24 protein-coding genes are annotated in these 24408 nt (G+C 66.4%); 12 read left to right on the top strand and 12 right to left on the bottom strand.

Features of this window, described 5'->3' with window-relative positions:
- The first annotated feature begins 68 nt into the window (after positions 1 to 68).
- Positions 69 to 1361 (top strand): DUF445 family protein, encoded by a 1293-nt coding sequence (locus BIZ42_RS15770; protein ID WP_070426981.1) that lies wholly within the window; start codon positions 69 to 71, stop codon positions 1359 to 1361.
- Positions 1362 to 1424: 63 nt separating this feature from the next.
- On the opposite strand, the gene BIZ42_RS15765 is transcribed toward BIZ42_RS15770, so the two are convergent.
- On the bottom strand, positions 1425 to 2720 hold the full coding sequence (locus BIZ42_RS15765; protein ID WP_070426980.1) for an aminotransferase class V-fold PLP-dependent enzyme: 1296 nt from the start codon (positions 2718 to 2720) through the stop codon (positions 1425 to 1427).
- Positions 2720 to 5080 (bottom strand): TonB-dependent receptor, encoded by a 2361-nt coding sequence (locus BIZ42_RS15760; RefSeq protein WP_083279878.1) that lies wholly within the window; start codon positions 5078 to 5080, stop codon positions 2720 to 2722. Before BIZ42_RS15760 ends, BIZ42_RS15765 begins: the two co-directional genes overlap by 1 nt.
- A 386-nt stretch (positions 5081 to 5466) precedes the next feature.
- Between BIZ42_RS15760 and BIZ42_RS15755 the strand changes: the two genes are divergently transcribed.
- The 5 genes from BIZ42_RS15755 to BIZ42_RS19370 all read left to right on the top strand — a co-directional run bounded on the left by BIZ42_RS15755 (position 5467) and on the right by BIZ42_RS19370 (position 10605).
- Positions 5467 to 7698, top strand: a complete 2232-nt coding sequence (locus BIZ42_RS15755; RefSeq protein ID WP_070426978.1) for a TonB-dependent siderophore receptor — start codon at positions 5467 to 5469, stop codon at positions 7696 to 7698.
- 83 nt (positions 7699 to 7781) lie between these two features.
- On the top strand, positions 7782 to 8141 hold the full coding sequence (locus tag BIZ42_RS15750; RefSeq protein WP_237393520.1) for a DUF3649 domain-containing protein: 360 nt from the start codon (positions 7782 to 7784) through the stop codon (positions 8139 to 8141).
- Entirely contained in the window at positions 8138 to 9784 is a 1647-nt protein-coding gene (locus BIZ42_RS15745; RefSeq protein WP_070426977.1) for a PepSY-associated TM helix domain-containing protein, read from the top strand. Before BIZ42_RS15750 ends, BIZ42_RS15745 begins: the two co-directional genes overlap by 4 nt.
- On the top strand, positions 9781 to 10116 hold the full coding sequence (locus tag BIZ42_RS15740; RefSeq protein ID WP_070426976.1) for a DUF3325 domain-containing protein: 336 nt from the start codon (positions 9781 to 9783) through the stop codon (positions 10114 to 10116). The genes BIZ42_RS15745 and BIZ42_RS15740 overlap by 4 nt, the downstream gene beginning before the upstream one ends.
- 39 nt (positions 10117 to 10155) lie before the next feature.
- Positions 10156 to 10605 carry a hypothetical protein gene (locus tag BIZ42_RS19370; protein ID WP_237393519.1) on the top strand — a complete coding sequence of 150 codons (450 nt, stop codon included), beginning with the start codon at positions 10156 to 10158 and terminating at the stop codon, positions 10603 to 10605.
- A 129-nt stretch (positions 10606 to 10734) separates the two neighbouring features.
- On the opposite strand, the gene BIZ42_RS15730 is transcribed toward BIZ42_RS19370, so the two are convergent.
- From BIZ42_RS15730 to BIZ42_RS15720, 3 genes are all read right to left on the bottom strand, one after another.
- Entirely contained in the window at positions 10735 to 11271 is a 537-nt protein-coding gene (locus BIZ42_RS15730; RefSeq protein WP_070426974.1) for a GNAT family protein, read from the bottom strand.
- A 15-nt stretch (positions 11272 to 11286) separates the two neighbouring features.
- A complete protein-coding gene (gene rlmKL / locus BIZ42_RS15725) occupies positions 11287 to 13431 on the bottom strand; it encodes a bifunctional 23S rRNA (guanine(2069)-N(7))-methyltransferase RlmK/23S rRNA (guanine(2445)-N(2))-methyltransferase RlmL (protein WP_070427569.1) in 2145 nt (714 codons plus the stop codon).
- A gap of 108 nt (positions 13432 to 13539) precedes the next feature.
- Positions 13540 to 14067 (bottom strand): hypothetical protein, encoded by a 528-nt coding sequence (locus BIZ42_RS15720; RefSeq protein WP_070426973.1) that lies wholly within the window; start codon positions 14065 to 14067, stop codon positions 13540 to 13542.
- Between the two features lie 57 nt (positions 14068 to 14124).
- On the opposite strand from BIZ42_RS15720, the gene BIZ42_RS15715 reads away from it, so the two are divergent.
- Positions 14125 to 14694, top strand: a complete 570-nt coding sequence (locus tag BIZ42_RS15715; protein ID WP_070426972.1) for an N-acetylmuramoyl-L-alanine amidase — start codon at positions 14125 to 14127, stop codon at positions 14692 to 14694.
- 67 nt (positions 14695 to 14761) lie between these two features.
- Here BIZ42_RS15715 and BIZ42_RS15710 read toward each other — a convergent pair whose 3' ends face one another.
- The 3 genes from BIZ42_RS15710 to BIZ42_RS15700 all read right to left on the bottom strand — a co-directional run bounded on the left by BIZ42_RS15710 (position 14762) and on the right by BIZ42_RS15700 (position 17241).
- The gene (locus BIZ42_RS15710) at positions 14762 to 15652 is read right to left on the bottom strand and encodes a sulfurtransferase (RefSeq protein WP_070426971.1); all 891 of its coding nucleotides are present in this window, start codon (positions 15650 to 15652) and stop codon (positions 14762 to 14764) included.
- Positions 15649 to 16452 (bottom strand): CoA pyrophosphatase, encoded by an 804-nt coding sequence (locus tag BIZ42_RS15705; protein ID WP_070426970.1) that lies wholly within the window; start codon positions 16450 to 16452, stop codon positions 15649 to 15651. The genes BIZ42_RS15710 and BIZ42_RS15705 overlap by 4 nt, the downstream gene beginning before the upstream one ends.
- 87 nt (positions 16453 to 16539) lie before the next feature.
- Positions 16540 to 17241 (bottom strand): FKBP-type peptidyl-prolyl cis-trans isomerase, encoded by a 702-nt coding sequence (locus tag BIZ42_RS15700; protein WP_019185884.1) that lies wholly within the window; start codon positions 17239 to 17241, stop codon positions 16540 to 16542.
- 167 nt (positions 17242 to 17408) lie between these two features.
- On the opposite strand from BIZ42_RS15700, the gene BIZ42_RS15695 reads away from it, so the two are divergent.
- The 4 genes from BIZ42_RS15695 to BIZ42_RS15680 all read left to right on the top strand — a co-directional run bounded on the left by BIZ42_RS15695 (position 17409) and on the right by BIZ42_RS15680 (position 20623).
- Complete coding sequence (locus tag BIZ42_RS15695; RefSeq protein ID WP_046272023.1) at positions 17409 to 18191, top strand: enoyl-CoA hydratase-related protein; 783 nt, start codon at positions 17409 to 17411, stop codon at positions 18189 to 18191.
- A 3-nt stretch (positions 18192 to 18194) separates the two neighbouring features.
- On the top strand, positions 18195 to 18557 hold the full coding sequence (locus tag BIZ42_RS15690) for a hypothetical protein (protein ID WP_046272024.1): 363 nt from the start codon (positions 18195 to 18197) through the stop codon (positions 18555 to 18557).
- Positions 18557 to 19231, top strand: coding sequence for an endonuclease III (gene nth / locus BIZ42_RS15685; RefSeq protein ID WP_070426969.1), 675 nt, complete (start codon positions 18557 to 18559; stop codon positions 19229 to 19231). The genes BIZ42_RS15690 and nth overlap by 1 nt, the downstream gene beginning before the upstream one ends.
- Positions 19232 to 19411: 180 nt before the next feature.
- Positions 19412 to 20623: an OprO/OprP family phosphate-selective porin gene (locus BIZ42_RS15680; RefSeq protein ID WP_070426968.1), complete on the top strand. Its 1212-nt coding sequence runs from the start codon at positions 19412 to 19414 to the stop codon at positions 20621 to 20623.
- Between the two features lie 108 nt (positions 20624 to 20731).
- On the opposite strand, the gene BIZ42_RS15675 is transcribed toward BIZ42_RS15680, so the two are convergent.
- From BIZ42_RS15675 to BIZ42_RS19365, 4 genes are all read right to left on the bottom strand, one after another.
- Positions 20732 to 21628 (bottom strand): DMT family transporter, encoded by an 897-nt coding sequence (locus BIZ42_RS15675; protein ID WP_070426967.1) that lies wholly within the window; start codon positions 21626 to 21628, stop codon positions 20732 to 20734.
- Positions 21625 to 22002 (bottom strand): hypothetical protein, encoded by a 378-nt coding sequence (locus tag BIZ42_RS15670; RefSeq protein WP_156785758.1) that lies wholly within the window; start codon positions 22000 to 22002, stop codon positions 21625 to 21627. Before BIZ42_RS15670 ends, BIZ42_RS15675 begins: the two co-directional genes overlap by 4 nt.
- Positions 22003 to 22084: 82 nt before the next feature.
- The gene (locus BIZ42_RS19595) at positions 22085 to 22774 is read right to left on the bottom strand and encodes a ThiF family adenylyltransferase (RefSeq protein WP_156785757.1); all 690 of its coding nucleotides are present in this window, start codon (positions 22772 to 22774) and stop codon (positions 22085 to 22087) included.
- On the bottom strand, positions 22749 to 22889 hold the full coding sequence (locus BIZ42_RS19365) for a pantocin A family RiPP (protein WP_083279876.1): 141 nt from the start codon (positions 22887 to 22889) through the stop codon (positions 22749 to 22751). The genes BIZ42_RS19595 and BIZ42_RS19365 overlap by 26 nt, the downstream gene beginning before the upstream one ends.
- Positions 22890 to 23106: 217 nt before the next feature.
- On the opposite strand from BIZ42_RS19365, the gene pstS reads away from it, so the two are divergent.
- Positions 23107 to 24126 carry a phosphate ABC transporter substrate-binding protein PstS gene (gene pstS, locus BIZ42_RS15660; protein ID WP_046272026.1) on the top strand — a complete coding sequence of 340 codons (1020 nt, stop codon included), beginning with the start codon at positions 23107 to 23109 and terminating at the stop codon, positions 24124 to 24126.
- The last annotated feature ends 282 nt before the right edge of the window (positions 24127 to 24408 follow it).

Raw genomic sequence — 24408 nt, 5'->3', positions numbered from 1 at the left:
GGGCATCTGGTTGCCGGCCAGCGGCCGGCACTACCTGTTGCTCATGCCGGGGTCGTTAAACTGCAGCCATGACGCCCACCTCCCCTCCCGACCCGCGCCGCGCCCAGCTGCGTCGGCTCAAACTGATCGCCCTGGCCATGCTGGTGGCGATGCTGGCCGGCTTCGCGGTCAGCCACTGGCACGGCGAACGCGGCATCTGGGCCTGGGTCTCGGCGTTCTGCGAGGCTGCCGCGGTCGGCGCGCTGGCCGACTGGTTCGCGGTGGTGGCACTGTTCCGGCGCCCGCTCGGCCTGCCCATCCCGCATACCGCCATCATCCCGCGCAGCAAGGACCGGATCGCCGACAGCCTGGCGCTGTTCGTGCGCGACCAGTTCCTGGAACCGCAGGCCCTGCTGGCCCGGCTGCAGGTGTTCGATCCGGCCAGCCGCCTGGGCAGCTGGCTGGCCGAGCCGGCGCGGGCCCGCATGCTGGCCGACATGGCGCGCGGCTGGGCGCTGCAGGCGCTGGACTTCCTTGATGAGGCGGCCGTGCGGCGGAGCATCCAGGGCTTTGTGATCCAGCAGCTGCGGCAATGGAACGCGGCCGCCACCGCGGGAGAACTGCTCGGCCTGCTCACCGCCGACAACCGCCACCAGCGCGTGCTGGACGAAGGCCTGACCCGGATCAGCGAATGGCTGGGCAACGAGAAGGTCAAAGACCGCGCGTCCACATTGATCGTGGGCTACATCCAGCGCGAGTGGCCCAAGCTGGCCAGCACCGTCAACTGGGTCAAGCCGATCGACGAGATCGGTGACACCCTCGCCGAGCGCCTGGCGCATGCGGTGCTGGAGGAACTGCAGCAGATCCTGGCCCAGCCCGAGCATCCGCTGCGTCGCGATTACGAGACCTGGCTGAGCGACTACATCCAGCGGCTGCGCGAAGACCCGGCCCTGGCCGAGAAGGTGGAACAGCTCAAGCAGCAGGTGATCGACCACCCGGCCGTGCAGGAGTACGTGCAGGGCCTGTGGGCGCGCATCCATGCCAGCCTGCGCGCCGACCTGGCCAGCGAGGATTCCGCACTGGCCGGCCATCTGCGCCGCAGCCTGGCCTCCGTAGGCGAGGCGCTGCAGGCCGACCCGTCACTGCGCGAAGCGCTGAACCAGCACCTGATGGACGGTGCCGAGCGCCTGACCACGCGGCTGCGCAGCGGCGTGACCGAGCACATCGCACAGACCGTCAAAAGCTGGGACGAACGCCATCTGGTCGAGCAGCTGGAACTGAGCGTGGGCCGCGACCTGCAGTTCATCCGCTTCAACGGCACCCTGGTGGGGGGGCTGATCGGCGTGATCCTGCACGCGCTGACGGTGTGGTTCCACTGGTAACCCGACCCGCGTCGGGCCTGCCGACGGACGCTGGCGAGGTCACCGCCAGCGTCGCCGGGTGCCTCAGCCAGCGGCCGCGAGTACCGCCGCCACCAGTGCGTCCATCTGCGCCGGCGTGCTGAAGATGCCCGGCGTGACCCGCAGGCAGGCGCCCGAAGCCAGCCCTTCGCGCGGCACCACGAACACGCCGGACTGCTTCACCATCCGCTGCGAGGTGGCCGTGTTGTCGCGCATCGTGGTCTGCCCGCGCAGCCGGAACGAGGTGATCGCACTGGACAGGCGCGGGTCGTCCGAGCCCAGCAGCTGGAGGCGTTCGTCGCCGCGCAACGCGTCCATCCACTGATTGCGCAGGCGGAGCAGCCGCGCCCGCTTGTTGGCCACGCCGATGCGCTCGTGCAGATCCAGCGCGACCGGCAACGCCATGTAGGCGGCGAAGTTGACCGTTCCGGTGTGCACACGGGTACGGATGTCGTCGTGGTCCTGCTCGCCCATGTACGGATCCAGATCGCGCAGCCGCCCGCGGCGGACATACACCGCGCCGACGCCGACCGGCGCGCCGATCCACTTGTGCAGGTTGATCCCGATGAAATCCACGCCCAGCGCGCGTAGCGGCGTATCCACCTGGCCGATGCCGTGCGCCGCATCGAGCACCACCTCCACGCCCGCCGCCCTGGCCAGCGCGGCGATCTCGGCCACCGGCAGCAGCATGCCGTTGCGGTGGTTGACGTGGGTCAGCAGGAGCAGGCGCACGCGCGGGTTGGCGGCCAGCGCGCGGCGGTACGTCTCCACGATGCTGTCATGGTCGAATGGCTCAGGCAGCGTGATCGCCACCGGCTGCACACCGCGCCGCGCCTGCAGCCACTGCATCGCGCTGATCATGCTGTCGTAGTCGGTATCGGCATACATCACCGCATCACCCGGCGACAGCCCGCGGTAGCTGCCGATCAGCACCTGCATCGCTTCAGTGGCGCCCCGGGTGAGCACGATTTCGTCGGTCTCCACGCCCAGCACCTGCCCCAGACGCACGCGGGCCTGCTCAAACAGCGGTGGAAACGCCAAGCGCCCGAACCAGGCGTTGCCGGCATTCACCGTGGCGGTGGCCTGCTGGTAGGCCTGCAGCACCGGGCGCGCCATCGCGCCCCAGTAGCCGTTGTCCAGCATCACGACCTCGTCGGTGAGGTCGTACAGCGCGCGCACCTGGGCCCACCAGGTTTCGTCGGCGGCCAGCTCGGCCGGCGTGCGCGCGCCCACTGCCGGCAGCGCCAGCGGCTCAGCGTCCATGGCGTTCGCACCGGAGAGTGCCGCAGCGACTGGCAGGGCCAGTGCGCCACGCAGCAGAGCACGTCGTTGCCGGTCCATCAGTAGCGGATCCGGTATTCGGCGTAGAGGTTGCGGCCGTCGGTGTCATACGGCGCGTTCCGCGAGTAGATCAAGCCACGGCTGGCCTGGAAGCTGGCCTCGTCCGGGTAGCGGTTGAACAGGTTGTCCGCGCCGATCCGCAGCGTTTGCTGCTCGGTGACATTCCAGCTCACGGCCAGATCGACGAAGCTCATCGCTCCGAAGCGCTGGAAGATGTCGCCGGTGGCATTGCCCGAAGAGTCCGTCCATGCCCCGTAGTATCGCAGCTTGCCGAGCACGCTGAAGCGGCCCCACGCATACGTGCTGCTGAGCGTGGCCTTCTGCCGCGGCAGGCGCTCTTCGAAAATGCGGCGCTGGCTTTCATTGGTGGCCACGCCGGTGGCACCGCTGTCCACCTGGGTCTGGTTGTAGTTGTAGCCCAGCGTCGTGCTCAGCCGGCCCGCCCCGAGTGCGGTGGTGTGGCTGGCCACTACATCGACACCGCGGGTGGTGGTGTCGAAATCGTTGGTGTAGAAACTCACCGAGGTATACGCCAGCGGATTGGGCACGCCGGCGGGCACCGCGAACGAGGCCGACTGGCTGAAACGGTCGGTGACCTTGATGTCGTACAGGTCCACCGAGCCGGAGAAGCCCAGGTCGTTCTTCCAGGTCAGCCCGAGTGAGGCGGTGCGCGATTGCTCCGGCTTGAGCGGTTGGGCGCCGAGCTGGATCGCCAGCGGATCGCTGGGCGACAGGCGACCGGTGGTGAACACCTGCAAGGTCACGGTATCCAGTCCCTGCTGGGTGCTCTGCGTGTACAGCTGGCCCGGCGTGGGCGCGCGGAAGCCGGTGGAGACCGAACCGCGCACGGCCAGGTCCGGGGTGAACTCGAAGCGGCTGGAGAGCTTGCCGTCCACGCTCTCACCGAAGGCCGAGAAGTGCTCGTAGCGGGTGGCTGCGCCGACCGTCCAGCGTGCGGTCAACGGCGCTTCGACATCGATGTAGGCCGCGCGGCTGCGCTGGCTCCAGCGCCCGGCATTGGCCGCACTGAAACCCGGCGCACCGTTGGCGCCACCGGCCAGGCCGGTGACCGCCCCCGGGCCGATCGCATACGACGCCGGATCACCGGCATCCACCCCGTAGGTTTCCTCGCGCGTCTCCGCGCCGAAGGCGATGTTGATCGGTGCGGCCAGCGCGCTGACCGGCAGCGAATAGACGATATCGGCGTTGAGGTTCTTCTCCTCCTGCGAGAGGCGGCCGAGGTAGAACGAGGTGGGGCTGTCCGGGCCGAGCGAGGCATTGATCGAATGGCCCAGCGTGTAGTCGATGCGGTTGCGCCCGTAGGAGCCGCTCACATCCCAGCGCCAGCGCTCGCCCCAGTAACCGCGCAGACCGAGCACGCCCTGCAGGTCGTCCTGCTCGTTGCCGTACTTCGGGCTGAAGCCGGTCGGGTACAGGCTGCGCGCGTCCCAGCCGGGGAACACACGGCTGCGGTTATAGACCGAGGCGGTGCCATCGGGATTGCGCCAGTTGAAATCACTGACGCCTTCGCTGTGGCCGTACAGACCGAAACCGTAGAGGTCGACGCTGTCGTTCAAGGCGAGGTTGAGGTTGAAGCCGAAATGGCGGTTTTCCAGGTCCGGCTGGCCCCAGCGCTGCACCGGATCGGGCACGACCAGATCCGGGTGGGCGTTCTGGAAGGCGATCGCATCGGCGCGCTGGCGGCTGCGCGAGGTCGCGTCGGATTTGTCCCAGTCGGCGAACAGCGACAGGCTGCCCTTGTCACCCAGCGCGAAGCCGTGCCGGCCGCCGATCTTGCGACCGGTCCCATCGCCTTCGCTGTATTCGGACAGGCCCAGCGACAGTTCCCCGCCGACGCGGTCATCCAGGATGATGTTGATCACCCCGGCGATGGCGTCCGAGCCGTACTGCGCCGACGCGCCATCACGCAGCACTTCGATGCGCTGGATCGCATGCACTGGAATCTGCGCCAGGTCCGGCCCCTGCGCGCCGCGTGCGCCCAGCAGCGCCGAACGGTGGAAGCGGCGGCCGTTGACCAGCACCAGGGTCTGGTCCGGCGAGAGACCCCGCAGCGTGGCCGGCCGCACGAACACCAGGCCATCGTTCATCGGCATGCGCTGGACCACGAAGGAAGGCACCAGCTGGGCCAGCACGTCGTTGAGGTCGGACGACTCGATCGCCTGGATCTCTTCCTGCGAGAACACGTCCACCGGGGCCAGCGTGTCGAACTGAGTGCGGTTGCTGCCGCGCGTGCCGGTGACGATCATCGTGTCCAGGGTGGCGGGGGCCGCGGCAGTCCCTGCCGGGGCGGCCTCGGCACGCGCATCGGCGGCCGTGGCAAAGGTAAGGACGGACAACACCGCTACAGCAAGCACACAACGATTCACTGACGACTCCGCGGACGAACAGATGGGGGATGCCGTAACGGCGTGTCACGACATCCTCACAGTCTGTTGACGCGATATTGCCCGGCAATGACACGCAGGCGACGTTCTTGCAGCCCGCCACACATACGCCAGCGCACGGCTTTCCCCGCTCTCGACACCGCCATGACGCTTGTCTAACGAAATGATAATGACTATCATTCACTGATCGGCTGTACGCCTAGCCAACCGGCGCCCGGAAGCATCACGCCCTCCCCGCGCAACGCCCCGTGTACACCCCCTGATCCGCTGCCCTGCCTGCCCTGCCGCCTCTGGCAGCGTCGCTGTGCGTGCTGCCGTTTTCTCACACTGGAAGTGTTGCCATGTCCCGTTCGTCCGCGTCACCGTTGTCCCGGCCATCGTTGTTGGCCATCGCGCTGGTTGCTGCCCTCGCCGGGCCTGCACTGCCCGCCTTCGCCGAGGCCGGGCCGAATGATGCGACCACGCTGGACACGATCAAGGTGACCGCCGACGGCGAGATTCCCAATTCCTACACGGTCAAGCAGGCCAGCACCGCCACCAAGTTGAACCTGTCGCTGCGCCACACCCCGCAGTCGGTCACCGTGCTGACCCGCCAGCGCCTGGACGACATGGGCCTGTACGCGCTGTCCGACGTGATGGGCCAGGTCACCGGCGTGCATGTATCGGTCACCGATTCGGAGCGCATCAACTACATCTCGCGTGGCTACAGCATCACCAATTTCCAGATCGACGGGATGCTCAACACGTTTGGTGGCTCGCTCAAGACCAACACCGACAGCGCGATCTACGAGCGCATCGAAGTGGTCCGCGGCGCGACCGGCCTCACCACCGGTGCCGGTGATCCGTCGGGCACCATCAACATGGTTCGCAAGCGCCCGACCCAGGAGATGGCGATGAGCGCCGGCCTGACCCTGGGCCGCTGGGGCAACCAGCGCCTGGAAGCGGACATCGGCGGCCCGGTCGCGCTGGACGGCCGCGTGCGTGCGCGTTTTGTCGCCGCCAAGCAGCAGAGCGATTCCTTCCGCGATGTGTACCGTCTCGACAAGGACGTGTTTTACGGCATCGTCCAGGCCGACCTGACCGACAGCACCCTGTTCGAAGTCGGCTATGACTACCAGTCGCCGGAAACCAAGGGCGTGACCTGGGGCGTGGTGCCGTACTGGGGCCCGGACGGAAAGCCGGCCAACCTGCCGCGCTCGACCAACCTGTCGGCAAGCTGGAGCAGCTGGCCGATCGTGGAAAAGACCACCTTCATGCGCCTGGAGCAGCAGCTCGGCAACGGCTGGTCGCTCAAGGCCAGCGCGACCCAGGCCAAGCGCAACACCGATGGCGACGTCTGGTACGGCGCGCAGGGCTATCCCGCGCCGGATGGTACCGGTGTGCGCGCCTACCTTTCGCATTTCGCCGAACGCAGCGAAATGAACGTGTTCGACCTCAACGCCAGCGGCCCGTTCCAGCTGTTCGGCCGCGAGCATGAACTGGTGTTCGGCGTCGGCCAGTCCGTTCGCAAGGGCGAATCGCCTGCCTCGGAGTTCGTGCAGCCGCCGGGCTACGACGTGGTACCGGACTGGCGCACCTGGACCGGCGACGTTGCCCCGTTGCCGCTCACCCGGCATGACTGGCTGGCCTCGGAGAACGAGCTGACGCAGAAGGCCGCCTACGTGGCCGCCCGCCTGCAGCTGGCCGATCCGTTGCTGGCCGTGCTCGGCGCGCGCTATGGCAGCTGGGAGACCCGCAGCTGGCGCTATACCAACGATGCGGCCGGCAACCGCACCGGTACCACCCGCGGCGGCTACAAGCCGGACGATTCGCTGACCCCGTACGTCGGCCTGGTCTACGATTTCAGCAGGCAGTTCAGTGCCTACGCCAGCTACACCGACATCTTCCAGCCGCAGGACTACCGCGACAGGAACAACGATTACCTGGAGCCGGTGGTCGGGGACATGTGGGAGGCCGGCCTGAAGGGTGAATTCTTCGGTGGCCGCCTGAACACCTCCGCCGCGGTGTTCAAGGGCGAGAAGGACAATGTCGCCGAGCTCGATGATTCGGTACCGGCCGCCTCGCTGCCCGATGGCAGCAGCGCCTACCGTTCCACCGGCAAGGGCAACAAGGTCAAGGGCTGGGAACTGGAAGCCCAGGGCAGCCTGACCGAGAACTGGAACGTCTCGGCCGGTTTCGCGCACACCACCATCCGCAACCAGGCGGGCGTGGCGCAGAACACCACCAACCCGGTGGACACCTTCCGGCTCAACACCAGCTGGCGCCCGAGTGGTGAGTGGAACCGCCTCTCGCTGGGGGGCGGCGTGACCTGGCAGAGTCGTATCTACCGCGCCAGCACCAAGCCGCGTGCCGATTACGCGACCAGTGGCCGCACCGAATCGGCGTTCATCACCCAGGATGCGTTCTACCTGGTGAATGTGTTCGCCGGCTACCGCTTCAATGACAATTTCTCCGCGCAGCTCAACGTCAACAACCTGCTCGACAAGAAGTACTACAGCAACGTCGGTTTCTACAACGGCGTGTACTGGGGCGAACCGCGCAACGTGATGTTGAACCTGCGCTGGAAGCTCTGACACCGGCTCCAAGGGACCACTGCGACGCGCAGTGAACACGGCCAGGGATGGCCACTATCATTCATCACCGGCTGCGGCCGGTGATGCCCGTTTCCCCGATCGATCAGCAGGTTTCCGTGGACAGCACGCCGCACGCCAGCGCCAGGTTCAACCGTCTTGGTTCCTTCTTCGCCCGCCCCTGGCTGGGTGTCCTGTCACGTTCGCTCGCCGCGATCTTCGGCGGCTACGCGCTGGCCGCGACCTGCTCGATGTTCTTTGCGGTCGCGCTGCCGATCGCGCGCGGGCAAGCGGTGCTGACCGGCATGCTGGTGGCGATCGTGCTGTGCGCCTGCGCGGCACTGTGGGCGTTCGCTACCCGTACCGCGCTGCGCGCGTGGGTCGGCATCCTGATCCCGACGGCGCTGTTCTGGCTCGGCACCCGCCTGCTGCAGGGGGCCGCATGAAGAACGGATTCCGCCAGTCGATGGCCTGGCTGCACACCTGGACCGGCCTGCTGGTCGGCTGGCTGCTGCTGCTGATTTTCATGGCCGGCACGGCCAGCTATTACCGCGAGGAAATCAGCCGCTGGATGCGCCCGGAGCTGCCGCGCAGCAGCGTGAGTGCCGATGTGGCCGCCGAGCGTGCTCTCACCTTCCTGCAGCACAAGGCGCCGCAGGCCGAGAGCTGGAATGTCACCCTGCCCGACCCGCGCAACCCGGCGATGCGCATGTTCTGGCGCAACCCCGAATCGATGGTCAAGCCGCCGGTGGAAGGCGAGCGCCGCCGGCGCGGCGGAGGCCGCTTCGGCGATGCCACCGTCGATCCGAACACCGGCGAAGAGATCGCCGCGCGCGAAACCCGCGGCGGTGACTTCTTCTACCGCCTGCATTTCGACCTGCACTACATCCCCGTTTACTGGGCCCGCTACCTGGTCGGCTTCTGTGCGATGTTCATGCTGGTGGCGATCATCACCGGCGTGATCACGCACAAGAAGATCTTCAAGGACTTCTTCACCTTCCGCCCGGAAAAGGGCCTGCGGTCGTGGCTGGATTTCCACAACGTCAGCGCGGTGATGGCGCTGCCGTACCACGCGATGATCACCTACACCGGCATCGTCACGTTGATGTTCATGTACCTGCCGTGGGGCGTGAGCGTGGCCTATCCCAAGGATGAGGAAGCGTTCTTCAGCGAGGCCTTCGCGCGTCTGGCCGATATCGACACACCGACCGAAGGCACGGCCACCGCACTGCCCATCCAGCAGTTGCTGGATGCCGCGCGCGCCGAGTGGAAGGGCGCCCAGGTGAGCGGCTTCACCCTGTACCACCCGGGTGGGGCCAATGCGGTGATCGATGTGTACCAGCGTGATGGCAAGCGGCTGTCGGTGGATACGCCGTCGTTGCGCTATGACGCGGTGAGCGGCGCGCTGATCGAGGCCAGCCCGCTGTCCGGTGGCGCCACCCAGACCCGCGGGGTGATGTACGGCCTGCACCTGGCCCGCTTTGCCGACTGGGGACTGCGTGCGTTGTTCTTCGTGTCCGGCCTGATCGGCTGCCTGATGGTGGCCAGCGGCGTGGTGCTGTGGGCGGTCAAGGAACGGCCCAAGCATGCCAAGAGCGGAAAGATCGGCTTCGGCCTGCGCCTGGTGGACGCACTCAACATCGGCGCGGTCGCCGGCCTGCCGATCGCCTTCGCCGCCTACTTCTGGGGCAACCGGCTGCTGCCGGTGCAGATGGCCGAGCGCGCCGATACCGAAGTGAACGTGTTCTTCTACGCCTGGGCTGCGGCCCTGCTGGCGGCCTTCATCTGGCCCAAGCGGCTGATGTGGGCATGGCAGCTCTATCTGGGCGCGGCGATGTTCCTGTTGATCCCGGTGATCAATGCCCTCACCACCCACGCACACCTGGGCGTGACCCTGCGCACCGGCGACTGGGTGCTGGCCGGGTTCGACCTGATGATGCTGGCCTTCGGTGCGGTGCTGGCCTACTGCGCGCTGCGCATGCAGCGTTGGCAGCCGGCGCTGAGCGCGGCGGAGAAGAAGAAGCGGCAGGCCGCTGCGGTGGCAGCAGCCAAGGCGCAGGAGAGCGCGAACGTGGAGGCCAACGCATGATGCTGCTGGCCCTCACCGTGAGCTTCTCGGCCTTTACCGCGCTGTCGCTGGCCATGGACAAGCACCAGCTGGACCTGCACGGCAAGGCGCCGGCCAGCCCGGCACGCATGCGGCTGTGGCGTTGGCTGGGCTGGGCGCTGCTGACGCTGTCGTTCGCGCTGTGCGTATGGGACCACGGCTGGGCCGCCGGTCCGGTGCTGTGGCTGGGTGCGATGACGGTCAGCGGCATGCTGATCGCCTTCGGCCTGTACCCGTTCCGGCCACGCTGGATCGCCCCGTTGGCGTGGGTGTTGCCGCTGGTGGGACTGGTGGTGGCGGTGGTCGCGCGCTGAGGGAGCGCATATCGGCTGTGCTAGCATCAAAGGATGGAGATGGCAGGACACTTGCAAAGGATCGCGGATACGTCCTATTTCTCGCGCATGGGCCAGCCGATACCGTTAACAGAGGGTGTTTGCGTCGCATTGTCCTTGGCCGAGGCGATAGAAGTCATCGAGGACGGTGCCTTCGACTGGATGCCATCTTCGCTGGAAGACGTGGATCCATTTCATGGTCCGCAGGCGACGCCCGTCGAGCTGCTGCAACCACGCCGACAGCTCAATCGCGCCTTGATGCGCGCCCTGTCCGCCCATGCACACGACAGCCTGCGGGTAGCGCCACACGACTTCCATATCGTCGCACGCAATGCTGCGATGTACGGCTATCGCCACTGGATCCTCGAACGTCACCTCGGCCTGCCGCCCCACTGGCAGCGCGTGATTGACTGGTACGAGCGCGGACATTGGCCGGTGGGTCATGCACCAGGGCAATTGCTGGTGGTGTAACGCGGTGCTTGCGGGAGGTGAGAACGCATCGCTGGGACCCAGCCACGCATGGCGTGGCTCTACCTTCAGATCGATCCCTGCGGCGCACCCGCCGCACCCTCACGGGCGTCGCCGCATCGCGATCGCTTGTCAGGGAACGAGTGAAAACATGTGCGCGTCGGCGGGACGGCCGTCGATGACCAGTCGGTTGCGTGCCACGCCCTCGCGAGACGCGCCGGCCTTCTCCGCCACCCGTTCGCTGGCGAGATTGTCTACCGCAACGACGATCTCCACCCGATGCAGGCCCAGCGGCCCGAACGCCTGGGCCGCCAGCGCCTGCACGACGCGGGGCGCCACGCCCTGGCCACGGCACGACTGCCGCACCCAGTAGCCCAGGTTGCAGAAACGGGGATCGTGCTGGATCTTGTTCAATCCCGCGCCGCCGACGAAAGCGGCCGTGTCCTGGTCGAAGATTCCGTATTCGCAGGCCGTCCCTGCCGCCCAGCCGTCCCGGCAGGCCTGGAACCATTGCAGCGCCTGCTCGACGCGGTAGTCGACCGAGCTCCACGGCATCCAGCGCCGCATGCCCTCGGCCGACTCACGCACCGCCGCTGCGAACGCAGCGGCGTCGGCATCCTCGAACGGTCGCAGCAGCAGCCCGTCGGCGTGGAGCTGACTGTCGTCCATGTCGGCCCGTTCCCGTCAGGCGCCGTAGCGGCGCAGTTCCCACGCGCGGTGGATGCGCGGGTTGCGCTCGAAGTCCGCCCCGATGGTCTCGGGCGAAATCTCCTTGCACTCCGCGAATTCCTTGATCGCTTCATCGTCCAGCTTGAAGCGGCGGAAGTTGTTGGAGAAATACAGCACGCCTTCCGGGCTCAAGCGCGCCACGGCCGCGCGCAGCAGGCGCACGTGTTCGCGCTGGATATCAAAGTCATCGGCGCGGGCGGAGTTGGAGAACGTCGGCGGATCGCAGAAGATCACGTCGAAGCGGTGACGTTCGGCTTCCAGCCACGCCAGCGCATCGGCCTGGATCAGCTGGTGCTGGCTGCCGCCCTTGCCGTTCAACGCGAGATTGTCGGCGCACCACTGCAGGTACGTACCGGACAGATCCACGCTGGTGGTGGTCGCGGCACCGGCCACGGCGGCCTGCACCGAGGCGACACCGGTGTAGCAGAACAGGTTGAGGAAGCGCTTGCCCTGGGCTTCCTGCGCCATGTGCCAGCGCAGTGGACGGTGGTCCAGGAACAGGCCGGTGTCCAGATAATCGAACAGGTTCACGCGCAGCAGCGCATCGTTCTCGCGCACCAGCACGAACTCGCCGCGCTGCTCGAAACGACCGTACTTGCTGCCGCCCTTGCCACGCTCGCGTGACTTCAGCGCGACCTGCTCGGCCGGCACCTGGAAGACCTCGCGCGCGGCCGAGAGCAGCTCGTTGCGGCGGCGACGCACATCCACATCCGGAATGGTCGCCGGGGCCGCGTATTCCTGCACATGCAGGAAGGTCCGGCGGGCACCACCGTCTTCTTCATAGACATCGATGGCGGCCGCGTACTCGGGCAGATCGGCATCGTAAACGCGGTAGCAGGTGATGCTCTCGCGCGTCCGCCACGTCTTGAACTTCTTGATGTTCTTGCGCAGGCGGTTGGCCACCATCTGCGCGCCTTCGCTGAGCTCGCGCGGCTGGCCGGTGTTCTCGCGCTGCGGTACCGCGATCGGGTCGCAGACGATCAGCGCGCACTCGATGGCGCCGTTGAACAGCTGGTACTTCTTGTTGGCGCGCAGGCCGGTGGCGAAGGCCAGGTCGGCGCTGCCGCACAACAGGCTGGCGCGCCACTGCGGCACCGCGCGCTTGAGCGCGTCGCCGAGTTGGCGGTACAGCACCGCGTCGGCGGCCAGGCGCTCGTCATAGGGCGGGTTGCAGACCACGCAGCCGGTCTCCTGCGGCGGAACCTGCACATCGGTGATGTCGCGCACGCCGAACCAGATGGCATGGCCCACACCGGCCGTTTCGGCGTTCTGCTTGGCCGCATGGATGGCGTGCGGATCCACGTCGCTGCCGTGGATCACCTGCTTGAGTGCGCTGCGGCCGGCGGTTTCGCGGGCGCGCGCTTCTTCCATCAGGCTGTTCCAGGCGTCGCGGTCGAAGCCCAGCCAGCGGCTCGGCGGAATGCTGCCGTGGCGCTGCAGGCCCGGGGCCACGTCGGCGGCCATCAACGCGCCTTCGATCAGCAGCGTGCCGCTGCCGCACATCGGGTCGAGCAGGCCACCGCCTTCGCTGTGGATCTTCGGCCAGTTGGCGCGCAGCAGCACCGCGGCGGCCAGGTTTTCTTTCAGCGGCGCATCGTTCTGCGCCATGCGCCAGCCGCGGCGGTGCATCGGGCCACCGCCCAGGTCGATCGAGATCGTGGCCCGGCCCTTGCGCAGCGACAGGTTGATGCGCACGTCCGGGAAGTCGGTGTTGACCGACGGCCGCTCCAGGCCCTGCGACCGCAGGCTGTCGACCACACCGTCCTTGACCCGCTGCGCGGCGAAGCGCGCATGGGTGATCTCGGTGCCGGACACATGCGCGTCCACCGACAGGGTCAGCTCGGGGCTGATGTGCTGCTCCCACGCCATCGCCGACACGCCCTGGTAGAGCGAGCCTTCGTCGGGGCAGTCGAACTCGGTCAGCGGCCACAGCACCCGGCTGGCCAGGCGCGACCACAGCACCACGCGCTGCGCCTGCGCCAGCTCGCCCTCGGCGTTGACGCCGGAAATGGTGGCGGTGGCCTTGTCCAGGCCGAGCGCCAACAGTTCGTCGGCGAGCAGATACTCCAGGCCCTTGGCGCAGGAAACAAAGAATTTCACGGAATCGGTATCGCAGGTCAGCGGAGAGGGGGTGCCCACGGGCACGGCAAGCAGCCGGGCACGGGTGTCCGGGGGGCCATTGTACGTGAGGCGGGCTGGAACGCCCGGTTACAGCGTGGCCAGCAGTTCCTCGAAGGCCCGGCTCGAGGCCTCGACGTGATCGGTCAGGCGGTGGCCGTCGTCCACCATCAGCAGGCGGGCCGAGCGGGCCTGGGCCCAGGCGATCACCTCCGCCGGCGGGATCAGCTCGTCGTGCCAGGCGTGGACCACGCTGGTCGGCACGCGGGCGGCATCCAGCGCCGGCATCGGCCCCATCCGGGTGGGCGGCACCATCAGGAACAGGCCCTGGACCGGCACCTGCAGCGAGGCGATGGCCGAAATGTACGAACCCAGGCTGGAGCCGGCCAGCACCACCGGGCCCTGCACGACACGGGCGGTGGCCAGGGTGACCAGGCGCTGCAGGCGGGCGCGCACATCGCCCAGGCTGCTGACCTCGCGCTGGGCGTCCAGATCGGTGTAGTCCGGGCGCTCGTGGGTCCAGCCCAGGCGCTCGGCGACGTCGGCCAGGGCGGTCACCTTGATGGCGTCCGGGCCGCTTTCAAAGCCATGGGAGAGGATGCAGTGGCCGCGGCTCATGCGCACACCGCGCGGGAATCGATAGGAGCGTTCATGCCCGAATGCTAGCATCGCCGCATGCCCGACCGCGCCCCGCCCGCCATCGATGCACAGCCCCTACCCTACCAGGACAGGCTGCTGCCCCGCACGCACGATGAGATCGATCTGGTGGTCATCCACTGCACCGAACTGCCGGACCTGGCGATGGCACGCGAGTACGGCGAACGCGTGCTGTATGACAGCGGCACCGGCAACAGTGGCCACTATTACATCGACCGCGATGGGCGCATCGTCCAGTACGTGTCATTGGACCGCGTCGCGCATCAGGTCAGTGGCTATAACCCGCGCTCGATCGGGATCGAACTGGTCAACACCGGGCGCTACCCACATTGGTGGGATTCCCGCCACCAGGCGATGGACGAGCCCTACCCGGATGCGCAGATCGCGGCGCTGATCGACCTGCTGCAACACCTGTGCGGGACGCTGCCCGCGTTGGCCCATATCGCCGGGCATGAGTGGCTGGATACGCGCGAGGAAGTGGCCAGCGACGATCCGGAACGGCGGGTGCCGCGCAAGCGCGATCCGGGTCCGATGTTCCCGTGGCCACGCGTGCTGGCGGCGGTGCCGCTGCAGGAACTGCGTGGCTGAGAGGGTGTGCCGACCAACGGTCGGCACCTACCGCGCCATTGGCCGTGGCCGTCATCGTGGCCCGTGATCAGCCGGTGGCGACGGGACGCGACGGGTCGCTGACCCAGCCACTCCACGAATCCGCATAGATCCGCGCACCTTCCAGGCCCGCGGCGTCCATCGCCAGCAGCAGGTGGCAGGCGGTGACGCCGGAGCCGCACATCAGCACGACCTCGTCCGGTGCGTGCGTGCCGATCAGCGGCTGCAGCGCGGCGCGCAGATCCTCCGCAGGGCGCAGCCGTCCCTCATGCACGTTCAACGCGAACGGACGATTCACCGCGCCGGGCACGTGGCCGGCGACCGGATCCAAGGGCTCCACTTCGCCCCGGAAACGCTCGCCCGCCCGCGCATCGATCAGCCAGCCCGGCGCGTGCTTGAGACGCGCCTGCACCTCTTCCACCGAGGCGATCTGGCGGCGGTCGAACTGCCCCGGGTACGGCGGCAACGGCGTCACCTGCGGCAGCGCTGCGGTGACCGGCAGACCGGCGGCCTGCCATGCCGCAAATCCGCCATCGAGAACGCGTACCTGTGCATGCCCGATCAGCCGCAGCAGCCACCACAACCGCGCGGCCGCCATGCTGCCGTCGCCGGCGTCATAGACCACGACCTCGGTTTCCGGCCCGATGCCCCACGCGCCCAGGCGCGCGGCGAACGCATCGCTGTCCGGCAGCGGATGACGGCCATGGCCGGTGCGGCCAGGATCGGACAGGTCCCGGTTGAGATCGGCGTACAGCGCGCCGGGCAGATGGCCCTGTGCATACAACGCCGCACCGGACTGCGGATCGGCCAAGGAGAACCGCGCATCCACTACCCGAAGCGTGGGGGCGGCACTGGCCGTCGCACGTGCATCCATAAGGCGCGTGGCGCCGTCGTCCAACGCCTGTGCGAGGGCGGTGACATCGATCAATGGCGTGGTCATGCGGTCTGCTCCAGGCGGCGACGCAGGTTGTAGAGAATGGCGGCGGTCGCACCCCAGATCCGCTGCCCGGGCCAGCCGTATTCGAGCACGTGGCGGATGCGACCGCGGTGGTCGATCTCCACGTGGTGCAGGTTGGCCGGATCCATCAGGTAGGACAGCGGCACTTCGAACACTTCCGCGACCTCGCCCGGTTCGGGCACGGCCACGAAGGCAGGATCGATCACGGCCACCACCGGCATGACCCGGTAGCCGGTAATCGTCACGAACGGATCCAGATACCCAAGCACCTGCACCTGATCGTGCTTGAGTGCGATTTCCTCGTCACTCTCGCGGATCGCGGCGGCGACGGCATCGCGGTCCTCCGGCTCCATGCGGCCACCGGGAAAACCGACCTGGCCCCCGTGATGGCGCAGCGTGTCGGTGCGCCGGGTCAGCAGCACCTGCGCGCCGCCCTCGCGCGGAATGATGCCGGCCAGCACGGCCGCTTCAACGGGCGGGCCGGGCGGTAACAGATCGATCAGTTCGCTGCGGTTCCAGCCGTCGCCGGACGGCGGCCGGTCCAGCGGATGCAGCGCGCGCAGCAGGCGCTCGTGTTCGGCCAGCGAACCGCGCAGCGATTGCCGCAGTTGTTCGCGCAGGGGCAGCGTGTGCTGCATGACGTGATGCTGTTCGGGTCGGCTCATGGTTCGCCAGCGGGTGATTTCATCCACGGTGCGCAGGCAGCCCGTGCAGACACCGGCGCGATCCAGCGCGCAGATTCCGATGCAGGGAGTGGGCACGGCATGCGGGGATTCTTCCATCGATTGCACCGGTCAACAGTACCGCGATTGCACGGAAACAAAAAACGCGCCGGTGTTTCCACCGGCGCGTTCTTGATGTTGCGAAAATTACTTGACGCTGACGAGCTTGATTTCGAACTGCACCGCGACGTTCGGCGGGAACGGCGTGCGCGGATCGGCACCATAGGCCTGATCCGGCGGCAGCGTCACTTCCCACTTGGAGCCAGCCGGCATCTGCAGCAGGGCTTCACGCATGGCCTTCATTTCAACTTCGCTGACCTTGATGCCCGGGATCTGCTGGGCCGGACGCGCTTCGGCCGGACGGGTGCCGAACGGATACGGACCGGCCACTTCCAGCTGCACGGTGCTGGCCTGGGTCGGCTTGGCACCCTTGCCGGCTTCGATCACGCGGTACTGCACGCCGCTCGGAAGCGACTGCACGCCGGCCTTGGCCTTGTTGGCGGCCAGGAACTGGGTGCTCTTGGTCTTGTTCTCGGCGGCAGCCTTGTCGTACTCGGCCTTGGCGGCCTGCGCACGACCCTGCTCACGCTTCTGGAAGGCTTCGACGGCGGGCTTCAACTGCTCGGCCGTGATCGACGGCTGCTTCTTGGCGTAGGCATCCTGCAGGCCCTTCACCACCGAGTTGATGTCCAGCTGCTCGCCGCGTGCGGTGAGCTCAGCCAGGTTGTTGCCGTAGTCGTAACCGAAGTAATAGCTCAGCTTGCCCTTTTCGGACGAGGTGTCCTGGGCGAAGGCATTGCCCGTCAGGGCCAGGGCCGCGACGGCGACCGCGATAGAACGCAACTTCATCAAACTTTTCTCCAGGGGTGGTAACTCAGGACGCGTTGGGCCGCCCTGAGGCGACGGGTTAGGATAGCCGCCGCAACGTTGAACCGCCACTAACGACGCAGGCTCTGACCTGACTTCGTTTCAAGAGTTCAACATCACTTTTTTTTAACGTTTTCAGGAGTCCTGCCGTGGCCGACGCCCTTATCGCGATTATGGACGATGGTGCCGTACGCACTGTGACGGTCAACCGCCCGGACAAACTCAACGCCCTCAACCGGGCGACGCTGGAAGCCCTGGATACGGCCTTCGCCGAGGCCGCTGCCGACCCTGCGGTGCGGGTGGTGGTGCTGACCGGCGCCGGTCCCAAGGCGTTCGTCGCCGGTGCCGACATCGCCGAAATGAACGGCCTGAGCGCGGTTCAGGGTCGTGATTTCTCCCTGCTCGGCCAAGGGCTGATGCGCCGCATCGAGCGCATGCCCAAGCCGGTGATCGGCAAGATCAACGGATTTGCGCTGGGCGGCGGCCTGGAACTGGCCATGGCCTGCCACCTGCGGGTGGCGGCGGAGACCGCCAAGGTCGGCCAGCCGGAGGTCAACCTGGGCCTGATTCCCGGTTTCGGCGGCAGCCAGCGGCTGCTGCGCCTGTGCGGCCGCGCTGCCGCGCTGGAGCTGTGCCTGCTGGGCACCCCGATCACTGCGGCCCGTGCCGCGCAACTGGGCATCGTCAACGAGGTCGTCCCCGCCGCGGAGCTCGATGCGCGGGTCCAGACCATCGCGTCGCAGTTGGCCTCGGCCGCGCCGCTGGCACTGCGCGGCATCCTGGATGCGATCCACATCGGCGGTGAGTGCCCGCTGGGCGAGGGCCTGGAGTACGAGAGCGCGCAATTCGGCCTGATGTTCGCCACCGAGGACATGCGCGAAGGGACCAACGCATTCCTGGCGCGCCGCCCACCGGTATTCCAGAACCGCTGAGCCATGTCGCCTCCCCCTACCGTTTCGCCGGCGCAGTTGCTGGCGCTCGTGCTCGATGATCACTGGGACGCCGCGCTGGACGCCGGGCTGATGGACTACGTTCCACACCCGGGCGACGCACAGCTGCTGCCCGGTCATCCCGACCTGCCGCAGCGCCTGCAGCAGGCGCAGCAGCAGCTGCAACGGGCCTGGGCCGCACGCGAACGCTACCGTCAGCGCCAGCAGCGGCTCGCGCGCCGTGCCGCCGAACGCGATGCGCGCCGTGCACCGCCCCCCACTCCCGAGATCCAGAAGCCCGCCCTGCCCTCTGCCGCCGCCGCGATCCTCGCGCGCGCCAAGGCCAAGGCCGCTGGCCGCACGTCCTGATGGCAACGATGAAGAAAACCGCCGCACGCACCGCACGCATGCCCAGGGCCGACGTGATCGAAATGTTCACGCGCCTGCGCGAACTCAACCCGCACCCAAAGACCGAACTGGAGTACAGCACCCCGTTCGAACTGCTGGTGGCGGTGACGCTGTCCGCGCAGGCCACCGACGTGGGCGTCAACAAAGCCACGCGCAAGCTGTTTCCGGTCGCCAGCACGCCGCAGGCGATCCTGGCGCTCGGTGAGGACGGCCTGAAGAAGTACATCGCCACGATCGGCCTGTACAACGCGAAAGCCAAGAACGTGATCGCCGCCTGCGCGATGCTGGTCAGCCAGCACGGCGGCGAGGTGCCGCGTGATCGCGCCGCACTCGAAGCGCTGCCCGGTGTCGGTCGCAAGACCGCCAACGTGGTGCTCAACACCGCCTTCGGCGAGCCGGTGATGGCGGTGGACACCCACATCTTCCGCGTGTCCAACCGCACCGGCCTGGCACCGGGCAAGGATGTGCGCGCGGTGGAGGATCTGCTGGTCAAGGTGATCCCCGCCGAGTTCCTGCTCGATGCGCACCACTGGCTGATCCTGCACGGCCGCTATGTGTGCAAGGCACGCAAGCCGGACTGCCCGCAATGCGTGATCCGCGACCTGTGCCGATTCAAGGAAAAAACCGCCGCCTGAACGGGGCACGCGACTGCCATATGGGCGCAACCCGGCGGTCATCTGCGCCGGGCATCAATAGCAGCCCCTGACACCGCTTGGGATGCGGGTGATGACGGTTTGTCTGAAACTGTCACATTTACGCAATCTTCACTAATTAGCCTGCGCAGCATCTTCCCACCTGCCTGCAAGGCTCCTTCCATGAAACTGCATCGCCAACTTCTTACTGCGGCCGTGGCGGCTGCGCTGTTCGTTCCGGCCGCTCACGCTGAAGTGGCCATCGATGTGATCGGCGGTTCGGAAATCACGTTCGAGGGCCTGGTCCAGGCCGACGGCAACTGGTTCGACAACGATGTGACCGACCTCAACGGCGGTGATGCCGGCAACGGCAAGAACAGCGAATTCGAGCTGCGCCGCGCCGAGCTGGTGCTCAAGGGCAAGGGCCCGGGCAACGTGGAATGGGTGGTGGGCTACGACGCCAAGGCCGACAAGTTCCTGGACACCAACCTGAAGTACAAGCTGGCCGGCAACGCCAACCACTTCGTGCAGTTCGGCCAGTTCAAGCAGCCCAACAGCCTGGAAGAACTCTCCAGCACCAAGAACAACGACTTCATCTCCAAGGCCGCGGTCACCAACACCTACGCCGTGGCCCGCCGCCTCGGTGGCGCCTACAGCATCGGTGACAACAACTGGTCCGTCACCGCCAGCGCCTTCGGCCGCGAGCTGACCCGCAACCTGGCCCACGGCAGCGGCTACGGCGCGCGTGGTACCTGGGCCCCGATCAACGAGAAGGGCCAGGTCCTGCACTTCGGCCTGAGCTATGTGGACTACGACACCGACGCCGACACCCTGCGCGTGCGCGCCCGTCCGAACGCCGACCTGGCCACCGCGCGCCTGGTCGACAGCGGCAACCTGGTCGATACCGACCGCGTCAGCACGATCGGTGCCGAAGCGATGTACATCGGTGGCCCGTTCAAGGCCCAGGCCGAGTACTACACCAGCAAGGCCAAGCGTTACTCGCACGACAACTACAGCAGCGACGGCTACTACGTCAGCGGCCTGTGGAACATCAGCGGCGAGACCTGGGGCTACAAGGGCGGCACCCCGACCACCGGCCTGCCGGACGAACCGGGCCGCGGCATGTGGCAGCTGGGTGCGCGTTACGACCACATGGATCTGAACGACGGCAACCTGAACGCGAATCCGGTGGCCGGCCGCCCGCCGATCGTCGATGGCGTGCTCGGCGGCAAGATGGACATCTGGACCGTGGGCGTGAACTACTACTGGCGCTCCAACACCAAGTTCGCGCTGAACTACGTGATGGTGGACAGCAAGAAGTACAGCTCCACCGCCCGTACGTTCGTCAACGACGATCCGAACATCCTCGAAGCGCGCCTGCAGTTCTTCTGGTGAGCCCTGCGGTACGCGTGTGACACAAAGGCGCAGCTTCGGCTGCGCCTTTTTTTGTGCCCGGCCCCAGCGCCCGACCCGCAAGGGTTGTTGGGAAGCCGCCGACGGCGCTTACGGCGTCGTTGCGGCCTGTCGGCGTGATACACCACGCTGGATCAGCATGCTGAGGCTGATCAGGCCAATGCCAAGCAGCTCACGCCCGCCCAAGCGCTCGGAAAAGAACGCAGCAGCGAAAGCTGCGCCCAGAACTGGTACGAACAAGGTAAACCAGGAGGCACGCAACGCCCCGAGCCCGCGGATAGCGTAGTACCACAGCCAGAACACCAGCGCTCCATTAAGCAGCCCCGCATACAGGATACCCACCACGTCGAACTGCGACGGCATCCGCAAGGGTTGATCGAACGCAACGACCGCGACCAGTACCATTGGCAGGCTGGTCATGAAGGCAATCAGCATCTGCACGGTGACCGCCGTAAAAGGCTGCAGGGCCGTGCCAACCCTGCCCGACAACGTCGTGCCCACCGCCCACAGCACCGCATTGCACAGCACCAGCACGGCCCCTGCGCCCAAACTGGCATCTCCGCTGTAGACCCCTACACCGGCAAGGGCAGCGGCGGGCGCCGCCAGTGTCAGCCAGGACCACGACCGGCGGGTGCCGGCTTGGATCAGGCTGGCAAACGCAGGCATCGTATACATCATCGCCAACACGCTGGAGGCGGGAAAGTATGCCAGCGCGAGCATGTTGAGCGACGCTACCACGCTGCCGGTCAACGTTACCGCCCACAACAGGTACCGACGCTCCCGCGGTGGCAGGATCCACAGATCGACCAGGCTGCGGCGCACGAATGGCAGCAGCGGCAACACCGCGATCGCCATGCTGTAGCACCGGAACAACCAAGGACCAAGGTGATGGATGGCTTCCTTGGCGAACGAGAAGCTGGTGCTCCAGATGACGATGACGATCAGGGCAGCGCCCAGGCTACGGCGGTCGATTGGTGCGCCTTTCATTCAACAGTGGCGTCGTAGCGGGCAATCGCTGCCATGCGGGCGCATGGTGGGGTCGCTGACACCATTGAGACAAAGTGCGGCGTAGAGCGCTCACTGGTATCAAACACCAGCGTCTGGAACGCAACCGGCACCAGGCACGCTCTTACCGCGCTCCCACCTTCGTCCAGGATGACAGTGAGCCCACCGTGATTGGGGTCCCAGCGACGTGTCAAATTCACTGCGACGCCAAAGCTCTGCCCCGGGTCGCGGTGGGTGTAGATAAAGTGCCCTTTCCTGAATCGACTGACATAGCACTGCACGATCCTGCTCGGCTTACGGGCAGTGACATGCAGGAGCAGCTCCGACATCGCCGGCGAATTCAACAAGCCTTTCATACATTGAAGTTCGAGAATTGTGGCATTAGCAGGCGTATCGTTCAGCCTCTCGAAGGAGAATGAAAACCTGCCTGCCCTCAAATCATCCGTTTGGATTGTGCCGCGCCAAACTATCGGCGGCCGCAGCCACCTTCTTTCGACCAACGTGGGAAGACTCGTACAGAACCTGCCGGTTCAGATTCGACACCTCCACGTCGTCGCCATCGACGATGCGTAGCGAGCCAACTCCCAACCTTGCGAGATTCAGACAACACCACGTGCCCCACCCGCCCATCCCCAGCACAAGGACGCGCGCGCTCTTCAAGCGCTCTTGATAAATGGATCCGTGCGCAACCCGTTCCTCGTCAATGAGGGAAAACTGAAGGATTTGCCGGTCGTATCGCTCCATCTCCTCCACGCTGAGCGAACTGGAGACTCTTCCTCCCTCCTCCAGCAGACCAAATCCAGCCAGTGCCTCAATGAAGTTTTCTATCCCGGTACCGTCTACCTTCAGACCCTGCGCTGAAGCAGTCTTGATGATTCGTGGCAACGTGTGCTGCCCGTCCAGCAACGAGAGCACGCCGCTTGCCCATTCCGGCGGCTGGCGAAGAATCTTTGCTCTCCGCGGGATTTCTCCGATGCATATATCTCCGTCATCCGAGACGATTACATGATGAGATCGCTTCAACAGCGACTTGTGGTGTAACGCATCGCATACCTCACTTAGCTTTGAAGGAGGTGGGCTTACGCCCGCCTCCCTTTGGCCCTCACGCAAGATCAATACGCTCGCCATCACGGTACATCGCGCCTTCTTCACTGATCGCTGAGATGCGTTCTTCCAGATCCACAAATACAAGATTGGAGATGTTCAACCCCTCTGCTTCGTCATGCGCCACCATTGGCGCCATATGAAACTACGCCTCCTTGCCACAACTTTTAGCGCTGTCGGTCAAGGATCTGAACGCTCGCCAGGGGTATACGGGAAGCGTCCGCGGCCCGGCGGGAGCGCCCCGTGACACATGTCACAATCCAGTCATATGACAGACGCTGCGCTGTCATCGAACCGTTATGGAATGAGCACCGGGCGGGACACCCCGCACCTTCATCCATCCCAGGAGCCACCCCGTGATCCACGCCTTCAAATCGCGCGCCGCTGTTGCCGTCCTCGCCGCGTCGTCCGTGTTCGCCGCCAACGCCGCCGATGTGACCGGCGCGGGCGCCTCGTTCATCTACCCGGTCATGTCCAAGTGGTCGGCCGACTACAGCACCGCGACCGGCAAGAAGGTCAACTACCAGTCCATCGGTTCCGGTGGTGGTATCGCCCAGATCAAGGCCGCGACCGTTGATTTCGGCTCCTCCGATGCCCCGCTGAAGCCGGAAGAACTGGCGGCGGCCGGCCTGGCCCAGTTCCCGTCGGTGATCGGCGGCGTGGTCCCGGTGATCAACGTGGCCGGCATCGCCCCGGGCGCGCTGAAGCTCGACGGCCCGACCCTGGGCAACATCTTCCTGGGCAAGATCAAGACCTGGAACGACCCGGCGATCGCCGCGCTGAACCCGGGCGTCAAGCTGCCGGACGGCAAGATCACCGTCGTGCACCGCTCGGACGGTTCGGGCACCACCTTCAACTTCGTCAACTACCTCTCCAAGGTCAACCCGGAGTGGAAGACCAAGGTCGGTGAAGGCACCTCGGTCCAGTGGCCGGTCGGCATCGGTGGCAAGGGCAACGAAGGTGTTGCCGCCTATGTGAAGCAGATCAAGGGCGGCATCGGCTACGTCGAACTGTCCTACGCGCTGCAGAACAAGATGTCCTATGCCGCGATGAAGAACGCCTCGGGCAAGATCGTGCTGCCGAGCGACACCTCCTTCGCCGCCGCTGCCGCCAGCGCCGACTGGGCCAGTTCGAAGGATTTCTACCTGGTCATGACCAACGCCCCGGGCGCCGATGCGTGGCCGATCACCGCCACCAACTTCATCCTGGTCCGCAAGCAGCCCAAGAACGTTGCCAACGCCAAGGCCACCCAGGAGTTCTTCCGCTGGATCTACAAGAGCGGGGATGCGCAGGCCAAGCAGCTCGACTACGTTCCGCTGCCGGACACCCTGGTCAAGCAGATCGAGACCTACTGGTCGCAGAACCTGAAGTATTGAGCAAGCCACCACCAACGGTGGTGACCTACCGGTAGGCGCCGACCGTTGGTCGGTACGCGTCGCCCCCGACGCAACTACTGGACAGTGCAATGGCGCCGGAGGGACCTCTCTCCCCCTTCCGGCGCCATCGGGCGCGGGCCGCAAGGTTCCGCGCCTTTTTGTTGCCTGCCCCCGACAGGGCGGCCCTTGTGGGACAAGGCTTTGCGTGCGCCAGGTCACGGCGTCATCAAGCTGTAACAAAAACATCATTTCATAGTCGCGTCGCCGGAAAGACCGGCCCTT

The sequence above is a fragment of the Stenotrophomonas sp. LM091 genome (assembly GCF_001806305.1).
Lineage (GTDB): Bacteria > Pseudomonadota > Gammaproteobacteria > Xanthomonadales > Xanthomonadaceae > Stenotrophomonas > Stenotrophomonas bentonitica_A.
Note: the sequence above shows the minus strand (reverse complement) of the source record. Positions and strands in the feature narration are given on the sequence as shown.

Coding starts and splice junctions, on each gene's coding strand:
- BIZ42_RS15770 (WP_070426981.1), top strand. CDS start 69: ATGACGCCCACCTCCCCTCCCGACCCGCGCCGCGCCCAGCTGCGTCGG.
- BIZ42_RS15765 (WP_070426980.1), bottom strand. CDS start 2,720: ATGGACCGGCAACGACGTGCTCTGCTGCGTGGCGCACTGGCCCTGCCA.
- BIZ42_RS15755 (WP_070426978.1), top strand. CDS start 5,467: ATGTCCCGTTCGTCCGCGTCACCGTTGTCCCGGCCATCGTTGTTGGCC.
- BIZ42_RS15750 (WP_237393520.1), top strand. CDS start 7,782: ATGCCCGTTTCCCCGATCGATCAGCAGGTTTCCGTGGACAGCACGCCG.
- BIZ42_RS15745 (WP_070426977.1), top strand. CDS start 8,138: ATGAAGAACGGATTCCGCCAGTCGATGGCCTGGCTGCACACCTGGACC.
- BIZ42_RS15740 (WP_070426976.1), top strand. CDS start 9,781: ATGATGCTGCTGGCCCTCACCGTGAGCTTCTCGGCCTTTACCGCGCTG.
- BIZ42_RS19370 (WP_237393519.1), top strand. CDS start 10,156: ATGGCAGGACACTTGCAAAGGATCGCGGATACGTCCTATTTCTCGCGC.
- BIZ42_RS15730 (WP_070426974.1), bottom strand. CDS start 11,271: ATGGACGACAGTCAGCTCCACGCCGACGGGCTGCTGCTGCGACCGTTC.
- BIZ42_RS15720 (WP_070426973.1), bottom strand. CDS start 14,067: ATGAGCCGCGGCCACTGCATCCTCTCCCATGGCTTTGAAAGCGGCCCG.
- BIZ42_RS15715 (WP_070426972.1), top strand. CDS start 14,125: ATGCCCGACCGCGCCCCGCCCGCCATCGATGCACAGCCCCTACCCTAC.
- BIZ42_RS15710 (WP_070426971.1), bottom strand. CDS start 15,652: ATGACCACGCCATTGATCGATGTCACCGCCCTCGCACAGGCGTTGGAC.
- BIZ42_RS15705 (WP_070426970.1), bottom strand. CDS start 16,452: ATGGAAGAATCCCCGCATGCCGTGCCCACTCCCTGCATCGGAATCTGC.
- BIZ42_RS15700 (WP_019185884.1), bottom strand. CDS start 17,241: ATGAAGTTGCGTTCTATCGCGGTCGCCGTCGCGGCCCTGGCCCTGACG.
- BIZ42_RS15690 (WP_046272024.1), top strand. CDS start 18,195: ATGTCGCCTCCCCCTACCGTTTCGCCGGCGCAGTTGCTGGCGCTCGTG.
- nth (WP_070426969.1), top strand. CDS start 18,557: ATGGCAACGATGAAGAAAACCGCCGCACGCACCGCACGCATGCCCAGG.
- BIZ42_RS15680 (WP_070426968.1), top strand. CDS start 19,412: ATGAAACTGCATCGCCAACTTCTTACTGCGGCCGTGGCGGCTGCGCTG.
- BIZ42_RS15675 (WP_070426967.1), bottom strand. CDS start 21,628: ATGAAAGGCGCACCAATCGACCGCCGTAGCCTGGGCGCTGCCCTGATC.
- BIZ42_RS15670 (WP_156785758.1), bottom strand. CDS start 22,002: ATGAAAGGCTTGTTGAATTCGCCGGCGATGTCGGAGCTGCTCCTGCAT.
- BIZ42_RS19595 (WP_156785757.1), bottom strand. CDS start 22,774: ATGGCGAGCGTATTGATCTTGCGTGAGGGCCAAAGGGAGGCGGGCGTA.
- BIZ42_RS19365 (WP_083279876.1), bottom strand. CDS start 22,889: ATGGCGCCAATGGTGGCGCATGACGAAGCAGAGGGGTTGAACATCTCC.